Origin of the sequence: Hydrogenophaga sp., assembly GCF_051860785.1 — a bacterium.
In the GTDB taxonomy this organism is placed as follows: Bacteria; Pseudomonadota; Gammaproteobacteria; order Burkholderiales; family Burkholderiaceae_C; genus Hydrogenophaga.
Map to the genome: position 1 here is coordinate 20,861 of NZ_JBIMLB010000034.1, position 14,303 is coordinate 35,163.

Genomic DNA, 14,303 nt, shown 5'->3' on the forward strand with positions numbered 1-14,303 from the left:
AAATACAAGGGTTAACAGGGTGTCTTCCATTCCATCTCCGAATACGTTGTCGGCCCAAGCCACAGGCCCCGGCATCTCCCGTGACCTGATCCTGCTGCTGGCCACGGGCGCCGGGCTCTCCGTGGCCGCGATCTACTACAGCCAGCCCATGCTGGGCGTGATCGGCGCAGACATCGGCGCCAGCGATCAGGCCATGGGCCTGGTACCCACGCTCACCATGCTGGGCTACGCCGCCGGCATCCTTTTCACCGCGCCGCTGGGCGACCGCCATGACCGGCGCACGCTCATCCTGATCAAGGTCGCGCTGCTGGTGCTGGCGCTGCTCGCGGCGGCCGTGTCGCCTTCGGTGGCGCCGCTGCTCATCGCCAGCCTGGCCATGGGCGTGGCCGCCTCGCTGGCGCAAGACATCGTGCCCGCGGCCGCCACGCTGGCACCCGAGGCGCGGCGCGGGCGCGTGGTGGGCACGGTGATGACCGGCCTGCTGCTGGGCATCCTGCTCTCGCGCGTGGTGAGCGGCTTGACCGCCGAACACCTGGGCTGGCGAGCCATGTTCCTCGCCGCTGCGTTGGCCAGTGCGCTGCTCGGCGTGGCGCTGTGGCGTTTCCTGCCCCACTTCAAACCCACCACGCAGTTGCCCTATGGCGCGTTGCTGGCTTCCCTCGGGGGTCTGTGGCGCCAGCACCTGGCGGTGCGGCGCGCGGCGCTGGCGCAAGCCTCCCTGGCGGTGGGTTTCAGCGCGGTGTGGTCCACGCTGGCGTTGTGGCTGCATGGCGCACCCCACCACCTGGGCAGCGCGGCGGCGGGTGCCTTCGGGCTGGCCGGCGCCGCGGGTGCGCTGGCCGCGCCCGTGTTCGGCCGCCTCGCCGATCGACAAGGCGCCCTTCGCACCTCGCTGGTTGCGGGGGGCCTGGCGGCGGTCTTCTTCGCGTTCATGGCGCCCTTGCCCTGGCTGCCGCAAAGCTGGCAACTGGCGTGGCTCGCCGTCGCCATCGTCGGCTTCGACCTGGGCTTCCAGGGCGCCCTGGTGTCGCACCAGACCATCATCTACGCGGCCGACCCGGCCGCGCGCAGCCGCCTCAATGCCCTGCTCTTCGTGGCCATGTTCACCGGCATGGGTCTGGGCGCCGCGCTGGGCAGCATGGTGTTTGCGCACGCGGGCTGGGTCGGCGTGACCGCGCTGGCAACCGGCTCGGGCCTGGTGGGGGTGGCCATCCGCTGGCGCGCGGCGCGCGCCTGAGCGAACCTCCGCTCAGACGCCGCCGGTGGGGTGCGTGGGGTCCACCCACAGCACTTGCTCAGGCTTCTCCACCGGTTCGATGTCGAGGTTCACCGCCACGGCCTGGCCGTCGCTGCGGCAGAGCACACATTCGAGCACCTCGGTGGGGCTGGCGTTGATCTCCTGGTGCGGCACGAAAGGTGGCACGTAGATGAAATCACCCGGGCCCGCCTCGGCCGTGAATTCCAGCTGCTCGCCCCAGCGCATGCGGGCACGGCCCCGCACCACGTAGATCACGCTCTCCAGCGGACCATGGTGGTGCGCGCCGGTCTTGGCATTGGCATGGATGGTGACGGTGCCGGCCCAGAGCTTCTGCGCGCCCACGCGTGCGAAGTTGATCGCGGCCTTGCGGTCCATGCCTGGCGTGGAAGGCACGTTGCCATCGAGCTGGTTGCCCGGGATCACGCGAACGCCATCGTGCTTCCAGGCGGGATCGTGGGAATGGTCGTGATCGTGGGTGTGTTTCGTCATGGCGGATAGGGTAATGAGGGGCATTGCCAGTGTGCCACTCGCAGCGCCGGGCATGACCGAAAATACCCTGCCCAGCCCAGGTTTCCCCGGAGAGTCCATCTTGCCGTTGCCACCACCTCAAGCCCGCACGCCCATGCACACCCGCCGCGTGGAGTACCGCGGTTTCCGTCGGGACGATGGCCTGTGGGACATCGAAGGCGAGCTGCACGACAGCAAGCCGCACGACATCGACCTGAAGGCCGGTGAACACATCGCCGCCGGTGAACCGATCCACCACATGCGGCTGCGCGTCACTTTCGACGAAGCCATGGTGATCCACGACATCGCCGTGGCCATGGACGCCTTTCCCCACGAACCCTGCCCGCAGGCGATGCCACCCATGCAGGGCATGGTGGGCGAGGTGCTGGGCCGTGGCTGGCGCCACACCATCCAGCGCCACCTGGGCGGTATCCAGGGCTGCACGCACCTGCGTGAGTTGCTGTTCAACCTGGCCACCGCCGCTTTCCAGACACGCACCGGCGTGTTCTCGCCCCCCGGCGATGGCCGGCCGCCGACACACCTGGGCCAGTGCGTGGGCTGGGACTTCAACGGCCCGGTGGTCGAAAAGGTGTACCCCATGTTCTTCCGCTGGCAGCCGCCCGCGCGCGACGGCACCGCTTGACACCGCACCACGCGCTCGCGTGAAATGCCGGCGGTGGTTTCACCACAGGAGGCGGTGACGATGAAAAAGAGAAACTGGATGCGAACGCTGCTCGCCTCGCTGGCCGCGCTCGTGCTGCTGGCGGCCACGGCGCTGGGGATCGGGGTGTTCCTGGCCGAGCGAAAGATGCAGCGCTTCGTGGACGTGCCGGCGAAGCCGGTGGCCTACCGCAGCGACGCCGCCGCGCTCGAACGCGGCAAATACCTGTTTGCATCGCGCGGCTGCGTGGACTGCCACGGCAGCACCGGCACCGGCCGCACCTTTGCCGAAGACGGCGGCCTGGTGATCGCCGGCCCCAACATCACCACCGGCCCCGGCGGCGTGGTGGCTGGCTACCAGCCGCTGGACTGGGTGCGCGCCATCCGGCACGGCGTGAGTCCGAAGGGCCGCCCGCTGATGATCATGCCCAGCGAAGACTACAACCGCTTCACCGACGACGACCTGGCTTCGCTCGTGGCCTACGTGCGTTCGCTGCACCCCGCCAGCGGGCAAGGCACCGTGCTGAAACTGCCATTGCCGGTGAAGGCACTGTATGGCTACGGCGTCATCAAGGACGCCGCCGCCCGCATCGACCACAACCTGCCACCCGAGCAACCCGTGCCCGAAGGCGTGACGCTGGCGCACGGCAACTACGTGGCCAACATGTGCATCGGCTGCCACCGCGAGGGGCTGGTCGGCGGCAAGATTCCCGGCGGCCCACCCGACTGGCCGCCGGCTTCAAGACTCGCGCCCGGCGAAGGCAGTGTGATGAACCGCTACCCGGATGCCGACGCGATGATCGCCATGTTCCGCAGCGGCAAGCGCCCGGATGGCTCGGCGGTGCAAGTGATGCCGTTCGAATCGCTGCGCGAGATGAGCGAAACGGACCTGCGAGCATTGCACCTTTACCTGAAGTCGTTGCCAGGCAAAGGCTGAGCGGCAGGTTGCCGCTCAGACCGTGAGCGAGCCGCGAAAGCCTCGGGCCGCGTAGTACGACTGCGCCCCGTTGTGGTACACGAACACCATGCCATAACGGCGATCGCAGAACAGGGCACCGCCGAGCTTTCTGATGTAAGGCGGCGTCTGCACCCAGCTCGACGTCTTGGTGTCGAAGTCGCCCAGGGCCTGCAGCGCCCGGTACTGGGCTTCCGTCAGCAACTCGATGTCCATCGACGCTGCCATCTCGACGGCGCTGTTCTCCGGCCTGTGCTCCTTGCGCGACTCGAGCCCTTCGCGGTCATAACAGACACTTCTTCGCCCCGCCGGACTTTCTGCCGAGCAATCGCAGAAGGTGTACGCGCCGGTCGCGGCGTCGAACGCGACCACATCGGGCTCGCCACCCGTCGCCTCCATTTTTTCGAGCGAGTTCAGTGCTGCCGGCTTGCCTTGCAGTCGTTCATGCAGGTCTGACCAGGCCATGCCCGGATGGCGGTGCATGTTCGACTCGAAACGGCTCTTCAGCGTCTTGAGCAACTGATCTCGCGCTGGCGGTTTCATGGCGCATCCGATTTGGCGGTGTACTCGATGCCGCCGACGTACCGGAACATGAAGTTGTACACCGCACAGGCCACCACCACCATGAGGTAGCCGAGCACGAGGTAGACGATCGGGAACAACAGAAAAAGCCAGGCGGGCGGCGCCTGTTCCGCAGGCGCTGCGAACACAGCAAAGATGAAGAAGGGAACCACGAAGGCCAGGGACCCCACCGCCAGGAGCACGCCAAAAACCTTGGCGTTCTGATGCGGTGACAAACGTTCGATCTGTTGTTTCATAGGGCGCCTCCTCGCGCTGATGGGTGTGGGGAACCGAGAATATCAGCGCCGTGTCGGCGGTGTCATCCATACCTCTGCATACGGATAGGGGGTACTGGTATCGTCACTGAGCACGAGCCCAAACGCCCCTGAAACCGAGACCCCGTCGCTATACTGCGCCGGTCACGCGAAAAAGGCGTGATCGGGATTGGTCTCCCGTCGCACCTCTACGGCGAAAGCCGTGGATCTATCTGCACCGCAGTGTCTGCGGCTTCTTCGCTCGTGCCTCCAGTTTTGGCGGCTCGGGCGGGGGGCCGCGAGGCCCACCGGTTCTCGTAGAGGTGCCCGGCAGACCAACCCGTTCGAGCCGCCGCCACCGTTGCGCATCGCATCGGTGGCGGCGGTGATGGAACACCAAGACTCCCAGGGAGATCCCCATGGTCACGGCACCGATTCACCCCCGCATCCTCCTGCTCGCCGCCAGGGCAGACAGCCACGCAGCGTCCCTCTCCACCACGCTCAACGCCCTGGTGGAGCTGGAAAAGTTCGTGTCGATCGAACGCGCCACCGACGATGAAGACATGGCACAACTGCGGATCAGCATGAGCCGGTTGATGCGCGCGCTTCACGAAGACATGCAGCGGCGCATCGGGCTGGTGGCGGATGCGACGGCGGAGTTGCGGGCGGTGGTGGAAGGGAGTCGTCTGGCTTGAAGGTGACCGCTATCGGCGGCAGAGAAGAAAAAAAGCGACGACGACAGATGCCGCTGCGGCAACCATCGACGCGGAGACGAAAAGCATCAGCACTTGTGGTGGCGCGCAGAGCCGATTCATCGCCAATTCCGCGCCGCGCCGGCTGCCCGCTTCGAATACCACGATCGACAGCGCTGCGAATAGAACGGCACTCACCATCCACATGGTGCTGGCCCCAACGTATCCCAGGCGGAGCATGAGCGCGGCGTCCAGGACCATCACGAGACCGGTACGCGACCAAGCCAGCTGTGTTCTTTCGGGCTGGAGTCCGGGATCCCTGATCGCGCTCATGGTCTCAGGAGCATCGCCGCCACTCCTCCCGCGCTCAAGAGGGTGACGGCTGCACCCAGCAATGGCACGAGGGGAGAACGCGGCAGCGGCATCGCATGCCGCATCGCCTGCTGGTTGTGCAGCCATTGCCGGTACGCGCCAGCGGCAAGCAGTCCGGACAACAAAGCCAGGCCACAAGTGGCACCGAGCACCACCCACTTCGGCCCTGGCAGCCCTATCTGGTGAAGAACCATGGCTCCGGCCAGGATGGCCAGCGCCGTCCTGGCCCAGGCCAGGAAGGTTCTCTCGTTGGCCAGCGTGAACCGGTAGTCCGGTTCCTGACCGCCCTGCAGTGCACCGCTCAATCGAGCCGGAGATCCGCGATCTTCACGACCTTCGTCCATTTCACAGACTCCGCCTGTACGAAGGCGCCGAAGTCCTTCGGGTTGCTGTACGCGACCTCGTCGCCTTGTGCTTCCAGCGCGCTGCGCACGGCCGGGTCCTTCAGCGCGATGTCCAGCGCATGGTTGAGCTTCCCGACCACATCCGGTGGCGTTCCTGCAGGCACGAAGAGGCCCCACCAGGCGTTGGCCTCGAAGCCCTTCATGCCCGCCTCATCCAGCGTGGGCAAGTCGGGGAAGGCTACTGAGCGTTGCTTGCCTGTGGTCGCCAACGCGCGAACCCGGCCGGACTTCACCATGCCCTGCACCACGGGGATGTGGTTGATCGAGAACGCGATGTCCCCCGTGATGAGCGCGGTGAGCGCAGCCGGCCCTCCGCCATAAGGGATATGCGCCGCGGCCAGCCCGTTGGCTTGCTTGAACAACTCCGCCGCGAGGTGCGGGAATGTGCCATTGCCGTTGCTGCCGTAGAAGGCCCGAACGCCCTGCTCCTTGAGGTATTTCTTGAGCTGCGCAACGTCGGTGCCGGGGGCCTTGGAGCCGGCGACCAGGACGAGTGGGCCCGAGCTGATCTGGCCAACAGGCGCGAAGTCCTTCTTCGCGTCGTACCGCAGGTTCTTGTAGAGCGCCGGCCCGAAGACCTGTGTTGCAGAACCGCCCAGCAGGATCGTGTAGCCATCGGGCTTTGCCCGGGCGACATGGGTGGCACCGATGGTGCCGCCGGCGCCGGCCTTGTTCTCCACCACGACGGGCTGGCCGAGTGTGGTCGACATCTTCTGGCCCACGATGCGCGCGACAACGTCGACGACGCCCCCGGCGGGGAACGGCACGACCAACGCGACCGGCCGGGATGGGAATGCGTCCTGGGCACCGGCGGGCAGCGCGCAGGCAGAGACCGCCAGGGCAAGCATCAGATGACGGCGGGATGTGTTCATTTCTTGTCTCCTTGATGTGAAGAAATCAGCATGGGCTGCTGAGGTTTGGGTGTCGGTTGCTGGCGACTCGCGATGGAGCCTCGCATGGACCACACGAGCAAATCCTTCACGAGCCGCTCGCGCAGTTCCATGTGCGCTTCGCTGCTCCAGAGGTTCTGCAGCTCGCCCGGGTCCGTCTGCAGGTCGTACAGCTCGCCGTACGCCTCGCCGAGATAGAACACCAGCTTCCAGCGCTCGTCGCGGCGCATCACCATGTACTCCGCACCGGTCTGTATGTGGTCGCGCGCCAGCTCCGAATACACCTCGGTGCGGATCTTCGATGTCTCGCCCTTGAGGATCGGCCAAAGCGACTTCGCTTCGAAAGACGCTGGTGGCGTGACACCCGCTGCCTCCAGCACGGTCGGCGCAACGTCCATGAGCTGCACCAGCGAATCGTTCCTGCGTGGTCCCACCATCGTCTTCGACCAGACGATCAGCGGCACCTTCACCGAGCCTTCGTACATCGTCCACTTCTGGATATGGCCGTGGTCGCCCAGTGCGTCCCCGTGATCCGATGTGAAGATGACGACGGCGTTGTCGAGGTAACCACGCTCGTCGAGCGTCTGCATGATCTCGCCGACCTTGTCGTCGATCATCGTCACGTTGGCCGCGTAGTGGCGCCGGATGCGCAGCAGCTCTTCCCGGGACGGCCGCTCCTTCCATGACACCGAGTCGTAGTTGTTGCGGATCATGTTGTTGCGCAGCTTCTCGTGCGAGGGGGGCTGCGCCGCCAGTTCCGCGTCGCTGGTCTCCGGCACCGGGATATCCACATCCTTGTACAGGTCGAGGTAACGAGGCAACGGGTCGTACGGGGGGTGCGGCCCCGGGAATCCGATCTGCAGGAACAGCGGTGCGGTCGACTTGCGCTCCTTGAGCCACCACACGGCGTTGTCGCCGATGAACATGTCGGATTGCATGTCCTCGTCCAGGTGCCACGGGAAAGCACCCAGGGCGTTGCGGTAGCCCTCAGGGTCTTCGTTGAAGCGCGTGTAGCGGCTGGGCTTCTGCAGCTTGCGCGCGTGCAGCGCTTTGTCCCACTCGTCGTAGAGCGCGCGTGGATGTTCATCCAGGAAGAGCGGGCGATCCTTGTTCTCCATGAAGAACCGCTGATGAAAACCGCCCTTCGCGTCATACGGGTTGATGTGCATCTTGCCGATGTTCACGCAGTGGTAGCCGGCATCGGCTAGCCACGGCACCCAGGTCGGCTCCCAGGGATGGAAGTTGGTGAAGACACCCGTCGCGTGCGGATACATCCCCGTGAAGAGGCTCGCGCGCGAACCCACGCACACAGGCGAGGTAACGTAGCAGTTGGTGAATGCCGTGCCTTCCTGCGCGAGCTTGTCGAGCACCGGGGTTTTCATCCACGGCGCACCGAGGGCCTGGATGGTGTCGAAGCGCTGCTGGTCCGTGATGATCAGGATGATGTTGGGTTTCGCGTTCAAGATGAAGTCTCCATGTCTTCCAGCGTCAGGTAGGGCTTCAGTGCGTCGAGTTGCGGCCGCGCCCCAAGGCCGGGCTCGTCACCCAGCGTGATGCTGCCGTCGCGCACCGGCGGCAGCGCACCGGCCAGGAGTTCGCGCAATGGGTTGGGATTCGCATCGACTTCGGCGTAACCTTCGCCACCGATCGCCGCCTTGAGATGGAGCGTGGCGAGCAAGCCGATGCCGCCTCCCAGCCAGTGCGGGCAGAGCCATGCCGCTGCCGCTGCCGCTTGCGCTCCCAGCGGGACGCAGCCGCTGAAGCCACCCCACTTCGCCACATCCGGCTGCAGCACCTTGAGGGCACCGGACGCCAGGAACCGGCCGAAATCCGCGCTCCGCAGATTCTCCCCGGCGGCCAGCGGGATCGCGCTTTGCTGAGCAAGTTGCTGCCACGCTTGCAGCGGCGCATCGGCCGCGATGGGCTCCTCCAGCCAGATCGGCCCGGATCGCGCAAGCCGATGGGACATGCGCACGGCCTCGTCGACCTCCCAGGCCTGGTTTGCATCGATCATCAACGTCGCCGAATCGCCCAGGGTGGATCGCAGGTTCGCAAGGTTGGATGCGTCGCGTTCGGCGCCAAATCCGACTTTCAGCTTGAACCTGGTGTACCCCTCCGCCGCCTTGCTCGCTGCAAGTCGCTCCGGCTGCGTGGGATTCAGGCCAGAGGCATAGACGTGCACCTTTGGCGACGTGCCTCCCAACAGGCGCCAGAGCGGCAGCTCCGCCTTGTGCGCGGCGAGATCCCACAGCGCGATGTCGACACCCGCCGCCACTTGCGCCAGCGGCCCCGGCTCGCCGGACTGGATGGCGAGGATGCGGATCGCGCGATCGACGGCCGCGCCGCATTCGGCGGGCGATTGCCAGGTGCGCGAGAGGACCAGCGGTGCAACATTGGCCATGGCCAGTCGAGCGCGGTGTTCCGCTCCCACGGTCGGAAAATTGCACCAGATCTCGCCCCAGCCCTGTGCACCTGCCGCGTCGGTGACATGGACCACGACTGCGGCGCGATCCTTCAGCACGCCGAACGACGTCTGCACGGGCGTTTCCACCGGTACACGGTACACCGAAACGCCGATGGATTTCAGGTTGATGGGATGCATCATTTCCCCAGGTACACGGCATGTTCCGTGGTGTAGAAGGCGGCAGCACTCGGGCCGACGGAGTAGGCACCGACGCCCGAAGCCTTGATGCCGCCGAAAGGCATGTGGCTGTCTGGCACGGTGCCATGGTTGACGTGCAGCATGCCGGTTTCGCACTCCTCGACGAAGCGCGCAATGGCTTTCGCATCGTTGGAGAAGAACGCAGCGGTCAGGCCGTATTCCACGCTGTTGAGGAGATTCAGCGCGTCGTCGAGCGATTCGTATTCGACGATGCTGATGACCGGGCCGAAAATCTCTTCGCGCGCAGCGGCCGAATCCGGCCGCACGCCATCGAGCACGGTGGGCGCGAAGAAATAGCCGCCTTCGCAGCCCTCGATCTCCAACCGCCGTCCGCCCACAGCGACCCGGGCGCCCTCCTCCCGGGCCTTGCTCACGGCCGACATCACATGGTCGAGCTGGGCACGGTGGGTGATCGGGCCCAGCTGCGTGGCAGCGTCCAGGCCATTGCCGACGCGCATGTTGCCCGCACGTTCCGCGAGGCCTTGTGCAACCTGTGCGCGCAATTCCCGGCGCACCAGCACGCGACTCACGGCCGTGCAGCGCTGGCCGGTGCACATCAGCGCCGCATTCGCCACCTGATCCAGGCAGGCGTCCAGGTCGTCCGCATCGTGGATGACGGCGGCGTTCTTTCCCCCCAGCTCCAGCGACACCTCGGCGAGGTTGCTCGCCGTGGCGGCGACGATGCGCTTGCCCGTTCCGACGGAACCCGTGAAGGTGACACCGTGCACACCCGGATGACTCACCAACGCGTTGCCGATGTCCGGGCCACCGTGCAGCACCTGCAGCAGGCCGTCGGGCAACACACCGGCCGCGAGCTCACCGAGAATGCACGCAGCCGCTGGCGTGAATTCCGACGCCTTGATGATCACGGCGTTGCCAAAGCCCAGCGCCGGCGCGATCTTGCGCATCGGCGTCATCACCGGAAAGTTCCACGGGGTGATCGCGACGATCACCCCGCGCGGGCGGCGCAGCACCATGTTGCGCACGCCGGCGCGCAGCGCGGGCACATGCCTCGTGCCCTCGCCGGTCATCACGTGCTGCAGCATGAAACGGCTCTCCGCGCAGGCTTTGGCGATTTCGCCGCGACTTTCCACGAGCGTCTTTCCCTGCTCGACAGTCACGGCGTGAGCCAGCCGCTCCCGGTTCGCTTCGATCGCATCGACAAAGCGGGCGAGAGCCGCGCAGCGCTCCGGCGCGGGAAGCTTGCGCCATGCCCGCTGCGCGTCAGCTGCGGCCTCCACCGCTTCATCGACCATGCCGGTCGTCGGCAGTGCGTAGGTTCCAGCACATTGCGAAGGCCGCGCAGGATTCATCGTGTGGAACGTCGACGGCGTGTCGCGCCAAACGCCACCGATCAGGTTGCCGTAAGTGAATTTCATGCGATTGCCCCACCCCGAACTGGGTTGTCTTTCCGGGCGGCCGCCCGGACGATGTCTGCGCCCCTCTCGCCGATCATGATGGTCGGGGCATTGATGTTGGCCGACGTCATTCGGGGCATCACCGACGCGTCGATGACACGCAGGCCCGAGACGCCGTTCACCTCCAGGCGGGGCGACACGACCGCGCGGTCGTCATCGCCCATGCGACAGGTCCCGCAGGGGTGAAACACCGTGCTGCCATGATCGCGAGCGAAACGCAGCAGGTCGTCTTCGCTGCGATGAGTCGCATCGGGCAATACCGGCGTGTCCACGAGATCCCGGAAGGCCGGCTGCGCGTAGATCTCGCGCAGCATGCGCACGCCGTCGGCCACGGTACGGCGATCGATCTCTTCCGCCAGGTAGTTGGCCTGGATGCGCGGCGCAGCCATCGGATCGGCCGAGACGATGCCGACCGAGCCGCGCGAATCGGGGCGGCACTGGCACGCGGTCGCGGTGAAGCCAGAAAACCGGTGCAACGGTTCGCCAGGTTTGTCCACGGAAAGCGGCATCACATTGAACTGGATGTCCGCGCGGTCATCGCGTGCGTACCGCGTGCGCGCAAATCCACCGACCTGCCCGGCGCCCACGGTGAGGGGACCTCGGTTGAAAAGCATCCACTCCAGCCCCATCGATGCCAGCTTCAATGGGTTGCGCACATGGTCGTTCATGGAATGCCGCTTGCGCAGCTTCACGATCGTGCGCACCTGGTAATGATCCTGCAGGTTCGCACCAACCTCGGGCGCATCGGCGATCACCGGGATACCCGCCTGGCGCAACAGCGCGGCCGGTCCCACGCCGGACAACTGCAGCACCTGTGGCGACTGAATCGCGCCGGCACTGAGGATGACCTCTGCATCCGCGACTGCGCTGGTGCGGACACCGTCATGCACCCATTCCACGCCCGTGGCGCGCGTTCCGGCGAACAACACGCGAGTGACGTGCGCGCCGGTCACCACCGTCAGGTTCGGACGGTGCAGCACGGGACGCAGGAATGCGACGGAGGCACTCGACCGCCAGCCACCCGCAATGGTGAGGTGAAAGGCACCGACGCCGTAGTCCGTCTCACCGTTGAAGTCGACGTTGCGGGGCAAACCGAACTGCTGCGCCGCATCAAGCCAGTGGTCGCAATAGGGATGATCGTTTTGCAGTTCGGAGACCCCCAGTTCCCCGAGCCTGCCGTGGTAGGGGGAATCGGGCCCGGCAAACGCCTCCGACTTCTTGAAGAAGGGCAGGACCGACGCGTAGTCCCACCCCGTAGCGCCCTCCGCGGCCCACGTGTTGAAGTCTTCGCGCTGACCACGAAGGTAGATGAGACCGTTGATGGAACTCGATCCCCCGAGAATCCGGCCGCGTGGCCAGGCCACATGGCGGCCACCCAAGGCTTCACCACCCTCGGCATCGAACACGCGCGAAAACTTCGCGTTGTAGATGGTCTTGAAGTAGCCGACCGGCAGGCGCAGCCAGAAGTTTCGATCGGCCCCCCCCGCTTCCAGCAGCAAGACGCGCACCTGCGGATCGGCGGAAAGCCTGTTCGCCAACACGCAGCCTGCGGAGCCTGCCCCGACAATGATGTAGTCGTAGCCACCGCCCACGCCGTCGAAACCCGAGAACTGCCGCATAATGACTTAAACACCTAAAGTCCAAAAGAATGGTTAATAGTACTTTAAAGCAAAATGCGGTGTCAAGCCCTTTGTCGGACAGCCCCATTCCCCTGTACCTGCAGATGGCGGACATCCTGCGCTCACGCATCGACAAGAAGGAGTGGCCTGCAGGCAGCCTGATACCCACCCTTGAGGCACTCGCCGAGGAGTTCCGCGTGGCCCGCGTGACGGTCAGGCAGGCGGTGCAATTGCTCACGAAGGAAGGCTTGCTGTCGCCGCGGCGTGGGCTGGGCACGGTCGTGATGAAGAGCGAGGACGCACCGAACACCGTGGTGATGAAGACCTCGCTGCAGTCGCTGGCGCAGATGTACGAGTCCACCACCGCGAAAATGCTGACCTTCGACGAGGCGCACGGCACCCCCAAGATCGGTTCGGAGGTGGGCAAACTCGGCGCGAACTATGTCTACATGCGCCGGCTTCACTTCACCGAAGACAAGCCCTATGCCCTGATTTCTCTGCACCTGCTGCAGGACATCTTCGTGCAATCACCGGAAGGTTTCCGGACGAACGCCGTGATACCGCAGTTGCTCCGCATGAAGAATGTGCATATCCATCGGGCGCACCAGACCATGTCCATCGCCTCCGCCGATGCCGAGACGGCACGCCTGCTCAAGATGAAGTCCGGCGCACCGGTGGCCCATGTCAGCCGTGTGTTCCTGGACAAAAAAGAACAGGTCCTGTACTACGCAGAAGTCATTTATCGTGGCGACTGGGTCAAGTGGGAGATCGAGTTGCAATGCTGAATTCAACGATCCTTGACCCGAGATGGCCAGCGGATGTCGCTGGACCGGCCCGCGTGGAAAGGCGGGGCAGCAACGCCGACGCTAGAAATCGAATCACGCGTTGAGATCAGCGACACCACCGGCCTTTAGCAGGGCATATGCAGAAGGAAATGCGAAAATTTCCGGAGGCAACGAACCGGAAAGTCCCTGTCTCGGAACCTTGCGGCTGATCTTTGTCACTCTCCGGCGAAACGATTTCCACCAGGCATCGGTACTGGGTGCGGCTGCATTGCCAATGATCTTGTAATAGTTGCCTATCCATTCAAAGGAAGACAGGCCGCAGCAACTGTCGGGATCTTTGCTCCTGGTGCGCAGATTCAACCAGACGGCGCCAGTGTGCGAGGCAAAGAAAGGCGTCTTGGGGTTGGCACCCGTTCGTTCTTCTGTCCACCCCGACCAGGGGTCTTGCACCTGAAGAATTGCTGCTCCGTGTTGGGCGGGCAGCAACGGCAAAGGCCCGCTGGGTACGTGCCACAGGGCGATCCGTTCATCACCTTTGAAGTCAATTGCGTTGACCGCACGCCAGCGCTTAGGGCCGTCGGAAACAAGAAAGGCTATCTCGGGATCCTGTGCAAGCAGGTCGATCAACGCCGAAGCGTCGGATTCTGTGAGGTACATGGGCAGCCAGGGCATGGCGTCAACCTACCAACGCCCCATACACCAACCCACGCATCACCGACCGGTAATGCACCCGCTGGTTCGGCGCCTGCGCCATGAAGATGGCAAACAGTTCCTGCGCGGGGTCGACAAAGAAGTGGGTGCCGCCGATGCCGCTCCAGTGCCAGGTGCCCACCGAGCCGGGCACGGGCGCCATGCCGGCGGCGGTGCGCACGGCAACGCCGAGACCGAAGCCGTGGCCCGGCGGCAGCAGGGGGTTGTCGGTGTGGGCGATGGCGCTGCCCAGGTGGTCGGCCGTCATCCAGGCCAGGGTGTGCGGTGACAGCAGTCGCTGGCCTTCGAGTTCACCGCCGTTGCACAGGCATTGCAGGAAGCGCGCGTAGTCGTGTGCGGTGGACATGAGGCCGCCGCCGCCCATTTCCAGCGCGGGCACTTCGCGCGGGTCGTGCATGGCCATCTGGATGCCGCCGTCGGGGTCGTGTTCGAAAGCCTCGGCGATGCGGTGCTGCTGCTCGGGAGGCACGAAGAAGCCGGTATCAGTTTTCCATGGCGCTGGGCGCCTTCCGCGCCGCATGAAACGGCGGTGTAATAGCCGGTGCGGCGTCCGGC

Annotated in this window: 17 protein-coding genes; 5 read left to right on the plus strand and 12 right to left on the minus strand. The window is 65.3% G+C overall.

The window, feature by feature from the left end:
• Nucleotides 1-19 precede the first annotated feature (19 nt).
• Nucleotides 20-1,237 (plus strand): MFS transporter, encoded by a 1,218-nt coding sequence (locus ACTIF6_RS25960; protein WP_439590609.1) that lies wholly within the window; start codon nt 20-22, stop codon nt 1,235-1,237.
• Nucleotides 1,238-1,249: 12 nt separating this feature from the next.
• Here ACTIF6_RS25960 and ACTIF6_RS25965 read toward each other — a convergent pair whose 3' ends face one another.
• On the minus strand, nt 1,250-1,747 hold the full coding sequence (locus ACTIF6_RS25965; RefSeq protein ID WP_439590610.1) for a cupin domain-containing protein: 498 nt from the start codon (nt 1,745-1,747) through the stop codon (nt 1,250-1,252).
• A 52-nt stretch (nt 1,748-1,799) separates the two neighbouring features.
• Between ACTIF6_RS25965 and ACTIF6_RS25970 the strand changes: the two genes are divergently transcribed.
• Nucleotides 1,800-2,408 carry a DUF2889 domain-containing protein gene (locus ACTIF6_RS25970; RefSeq protein ID WP_439590611.1) on the plus strand — a complete coding sequence of 203 codons (609 nt, stop codon included), beginning with the start codon at nt 1,800-1,802 and terminating at the stop codon, nt 2,406-2,408.
• Between the two features lie 60 nt (nt 2,409-2,468).
• The gene (locus ACTIF6_RS25975) at nt 2,469-3,362 is read left to right on the plus strand and encodes a c-type cytochrome (protein ID WP_439590612.1); all 894 of its coding nucleotides are present in this window, start codon (nt 2,469-2,471) and stop codon (nt 3,360-3,362) included.
• 15 nt (nt 3,363-3,377) lie between these two features.
• On the opposite strand, the gene ACTIF6_RS25980 is transcribed toward ACTIF6_RS25975, so the two are convergent.
• Nucleotides 3,378-3,923: a DUF4256 domain-containing protein gene (locus tag ACTIF6_RS25980; protein WP_439590613.1), complete on the minus strand. Its 546-nt coding sequence runs from the start codon at nt 3,921-3,923 to the stop codon at nt 3,378-3,380.
• Entirely contained in the window at nt 3,920-4,198 is a 279-nt protein-coding gene (locus ACTIF6_RS25985; protein WP_439590614.1) for a hypothetical protein, read from the minus strand. The genes ACTIF6_RS25980 and ACTIF6_RS25985 overlap by 4 nt, the downstream gene beginning before the upstream one ends.
• A 416-nt stretch (nt 4,199-4,614) precedes the next feature.
• On the opposite strand from ACTIF6_RS25985, the gene ACTIF6_RS25990 reads away from it, so the two are divergent.
• Nucleotides 4,615-4,890, plus strand: a complete 276-nt coding sequence (locus ACTIF6_RS25990; protein WP_439590615.1) for a hypothetical protein — start codon at nt 4,615-4,617, stop codon at nt 4,888-4,890.
• A gap of 9 nt (nt 4,891-4,899) precedes the next feature.
• Here the strand turns inward: ACTIF6_RS25990 and ACTIF6_RS25995 are convergent, their stop codons facing one another.
• From ACTIF6_RS25995 to ACTIF6_RS26025, 7 genes are read right to left on the minus strand one after another with little or no spacing between them, the layout of a single operon-like run.
• Complete coding sequence (locus tag ACTIF6_RS25995; protein WP_439590616.1) at nt 4,900-5,220, minus strand: DUF202 domain-containing protein; 321 nt, start codon at nt 5,218-5,220, stop codon at nt 4,900-4,902.
• Nucleotides 5,217-5,564, minus strand: coding sequence for a YidH family protein (locus ACTIF6_RS26000; protein WP_439590617.1), 348 nt, complete (start codon nt 5,562-5,564; stop codon nt 5,217-5,219). The genes ACTIF6_RS25995 and ACTIF6_RS26000 overlap by 4 nt, the downstream gene beginning before the upstream one ends.
• Nucleotides 5,561-6,535 (minus strand): Bug family tripartite tricarboxylate transporter substrate binding protein, encoded by a 975-nt coding sequence (locus tag ACTIF6_RS26005; protein ID WP_439590618.1) that lies wholly within the window; start codon nt 6,533-6,535, stop codon nt 5,561-5,563. The genes ACTIF6_RS26000 and ACTIF6_RS26005 overlap by 4 nt, the downstream gene beginning before the upstream one ends.
• On the minus strand, nt 6,532-8,016 hold the full coding sequence (locus ACTIF6_RS26010) for a sulfatase family protein (protein ID WP_439590619.1): 1,485 nt from the start codon (nt 8,014-8,016) through the stop codon (nt 6,532-6,534). The genes ACTIF6_RS26005 and ACTIF6_RS26010 overlap by 4 nt, the downstream gene beginning before the upstream one ends.
• Complete coding sequence (locus ACTIF6_RS26015) at nt 8,013-9,155, minus strand: mandelate racemase/muconate lactonizing enzyme family protein (protein ID WP_439590620.1); 1,143 nt, start codon at nt 9,153-9,155, stop codon at nt 8,013-8,015. Before ACTIF6_RS26015 ends, ACTIF6_RS26010 begins: the two co-directional genes overlap by 4 nt.
• Entirely contained in the window at nt 9,155-10,594 is a 1,440-nt protein-coding gene (locus ACTIF6_RS26020; protein WP_439590621.1) for an aldehyde dehydrogenase family protein, read from the minus strand. Before ACTIF6_RS26020 ends, ACTIF6_RS26015 begins: the two co-directional genes overlap by 1 nt.
• Nucleotides 10,591-12,252: a GMC family oxidoreductase gene (locus ACTIF6_RS26025; RefSeq protein WP_439590622.1), complete on the minus strand. Its 1,662-nt coding sequence runs from the start codon at nt 12,250-12,252 to the stop codon at nt 10,591-10,593. Before ACTIF6_RS26025 ends, ACTIF6_RS26020 begins: the two co-directional genes overlap by 4 nt.
• A gap of 59 nt (nt 12,253-12,311) precedes the next feature.
• On the opposite strand from ACTIF6_RS26025, the gene ACTIF6_RS26030 reads away from it, so the two are divergent.
• A complete protein-coding gene (locus ACTIF6_RS26030; protein ID WP_439590623.1) occupies nt 12,312-13,037 on the plus strand; it encodes a GntR family transcriptional regulator in 726 nt (241 codons plus the stop codon).
• Between the two features lie 93 nt (nt 13,038-13,130).
• Here ACTIF6_RS26030 and ACTIF6_RS26035 read toward each other — a convergent pair whose 3' ends face one another.
• On the minus strand, nt 13,131-13,709 hold the full coding sequence (locus tag ACTIF6_RS26035) for a hypothetical protein (protein WP_439590624.1): 579 nt from the start codon (nt 13,707-13,709) through the stop codon (nt 13,131-13,133).
• A gap of 4 nt (nt 13,710-13,713) precedes the next feature.
• A partial coding sequence (locus ACTIF6_RS26040) for a serine hydrolase domain-containing protein (RefSeq protein ID WP_439590625.1) occupies nt 13,714-14,303 on the minus strand: 590 nt, incomplete at its 5' end.

Excerpts from the sequence above, each read along its gene's own strand:
- ACTIF6_RS25965 (WP_439590610.1), bottom strand. The coding sequence starts at position 1,747 with ATGACGAAACACACCCACGATCACGACCATTCCCACGATCCCGCCTGG.
- ACTIF6_RS25970 (WP_439590611.1), top strand. The coding sequence starts at position 1,800 with ATGACCGAAAATACCCTGCCCAGCCCAGGTTTCCCCGGAGAGTCCATC.
- ACTIF6_RS25975 (WP_439590612.1), top strand. The coding sequence starts at position 2,469 with ATGAAAAAGAGAAACTGGATGCGAACGCTGCTCGCCTCGCTGGCCGCG.
- ACTIF6_RS25980 (WP_439590613.1), bottom strand. The coding sequence starts at position 3,923 with ATGAAACCGCCAGCGCGAGATCAGTTGCTCAAGACGCTGAAGAGCCGT.
- ACTIF6_RS25985 (WP_439590614.1), bottom strand. The coding sequence starts at position 4,198 with ATGAAACAACAGATCGAACGTTTGTCACCGCATCAGAACGCCAAGGTT.
- ACTIF6_RS25990 (WP_439590615.1), top strand. The coding sequence starts at position 4,615 with ATGGTCACGGCACCGATTCACCCCCGCATCCTCCTGCTCGCCGCCAGG.
- ACTIF6_RS25995 (WP_439590616.1), bottom strand. The coding sequence starts at position 5,220 with ATGAGCGCGATCAGGGATCCCGGACTCCAGCCCGAAAGAACACAGCTG.
- ACTIF6_RS26005 (WP_439590618.1), bottom strand. The coding sequence starts at position 6,535 with ATGAACACATCCCGCCGTCATCTGATGCTTGCCCTGGCGGTCTCTGCC.
- ACTIF6_RS26015 (WP_439590620.1), bottom strand. The coding sequence starts at position 9,155 with ATGCATCCCATCAACCTGAAATCCATCGGCGTTTCGGTGTACCGTGTA.
- ACTIF6_RS26020 (WP_439590621.1), bottom strand. The coding sequence starts at position 10,594 with ATGAAATTCACTTACGGCAACCTGATCGGTGGCGTTTGGCGCGACACG.
- ACTIF6_RS26025 (WP_439590622.1), bottom strand. The coding sequence starts at position 12,252 with ATGCGGCAGTTCTCGGGTTTCGACGGCGTGGGCGGTGGCTACGACTAC.
- ACTIF6_RS26035 (WP_439590624.1), bottom strand. The coding sequence starts at position 13,709 with ATGCCCTGGCTGCCCATGTACCTCACAGAATCCGACGCTTCGGCGTTG.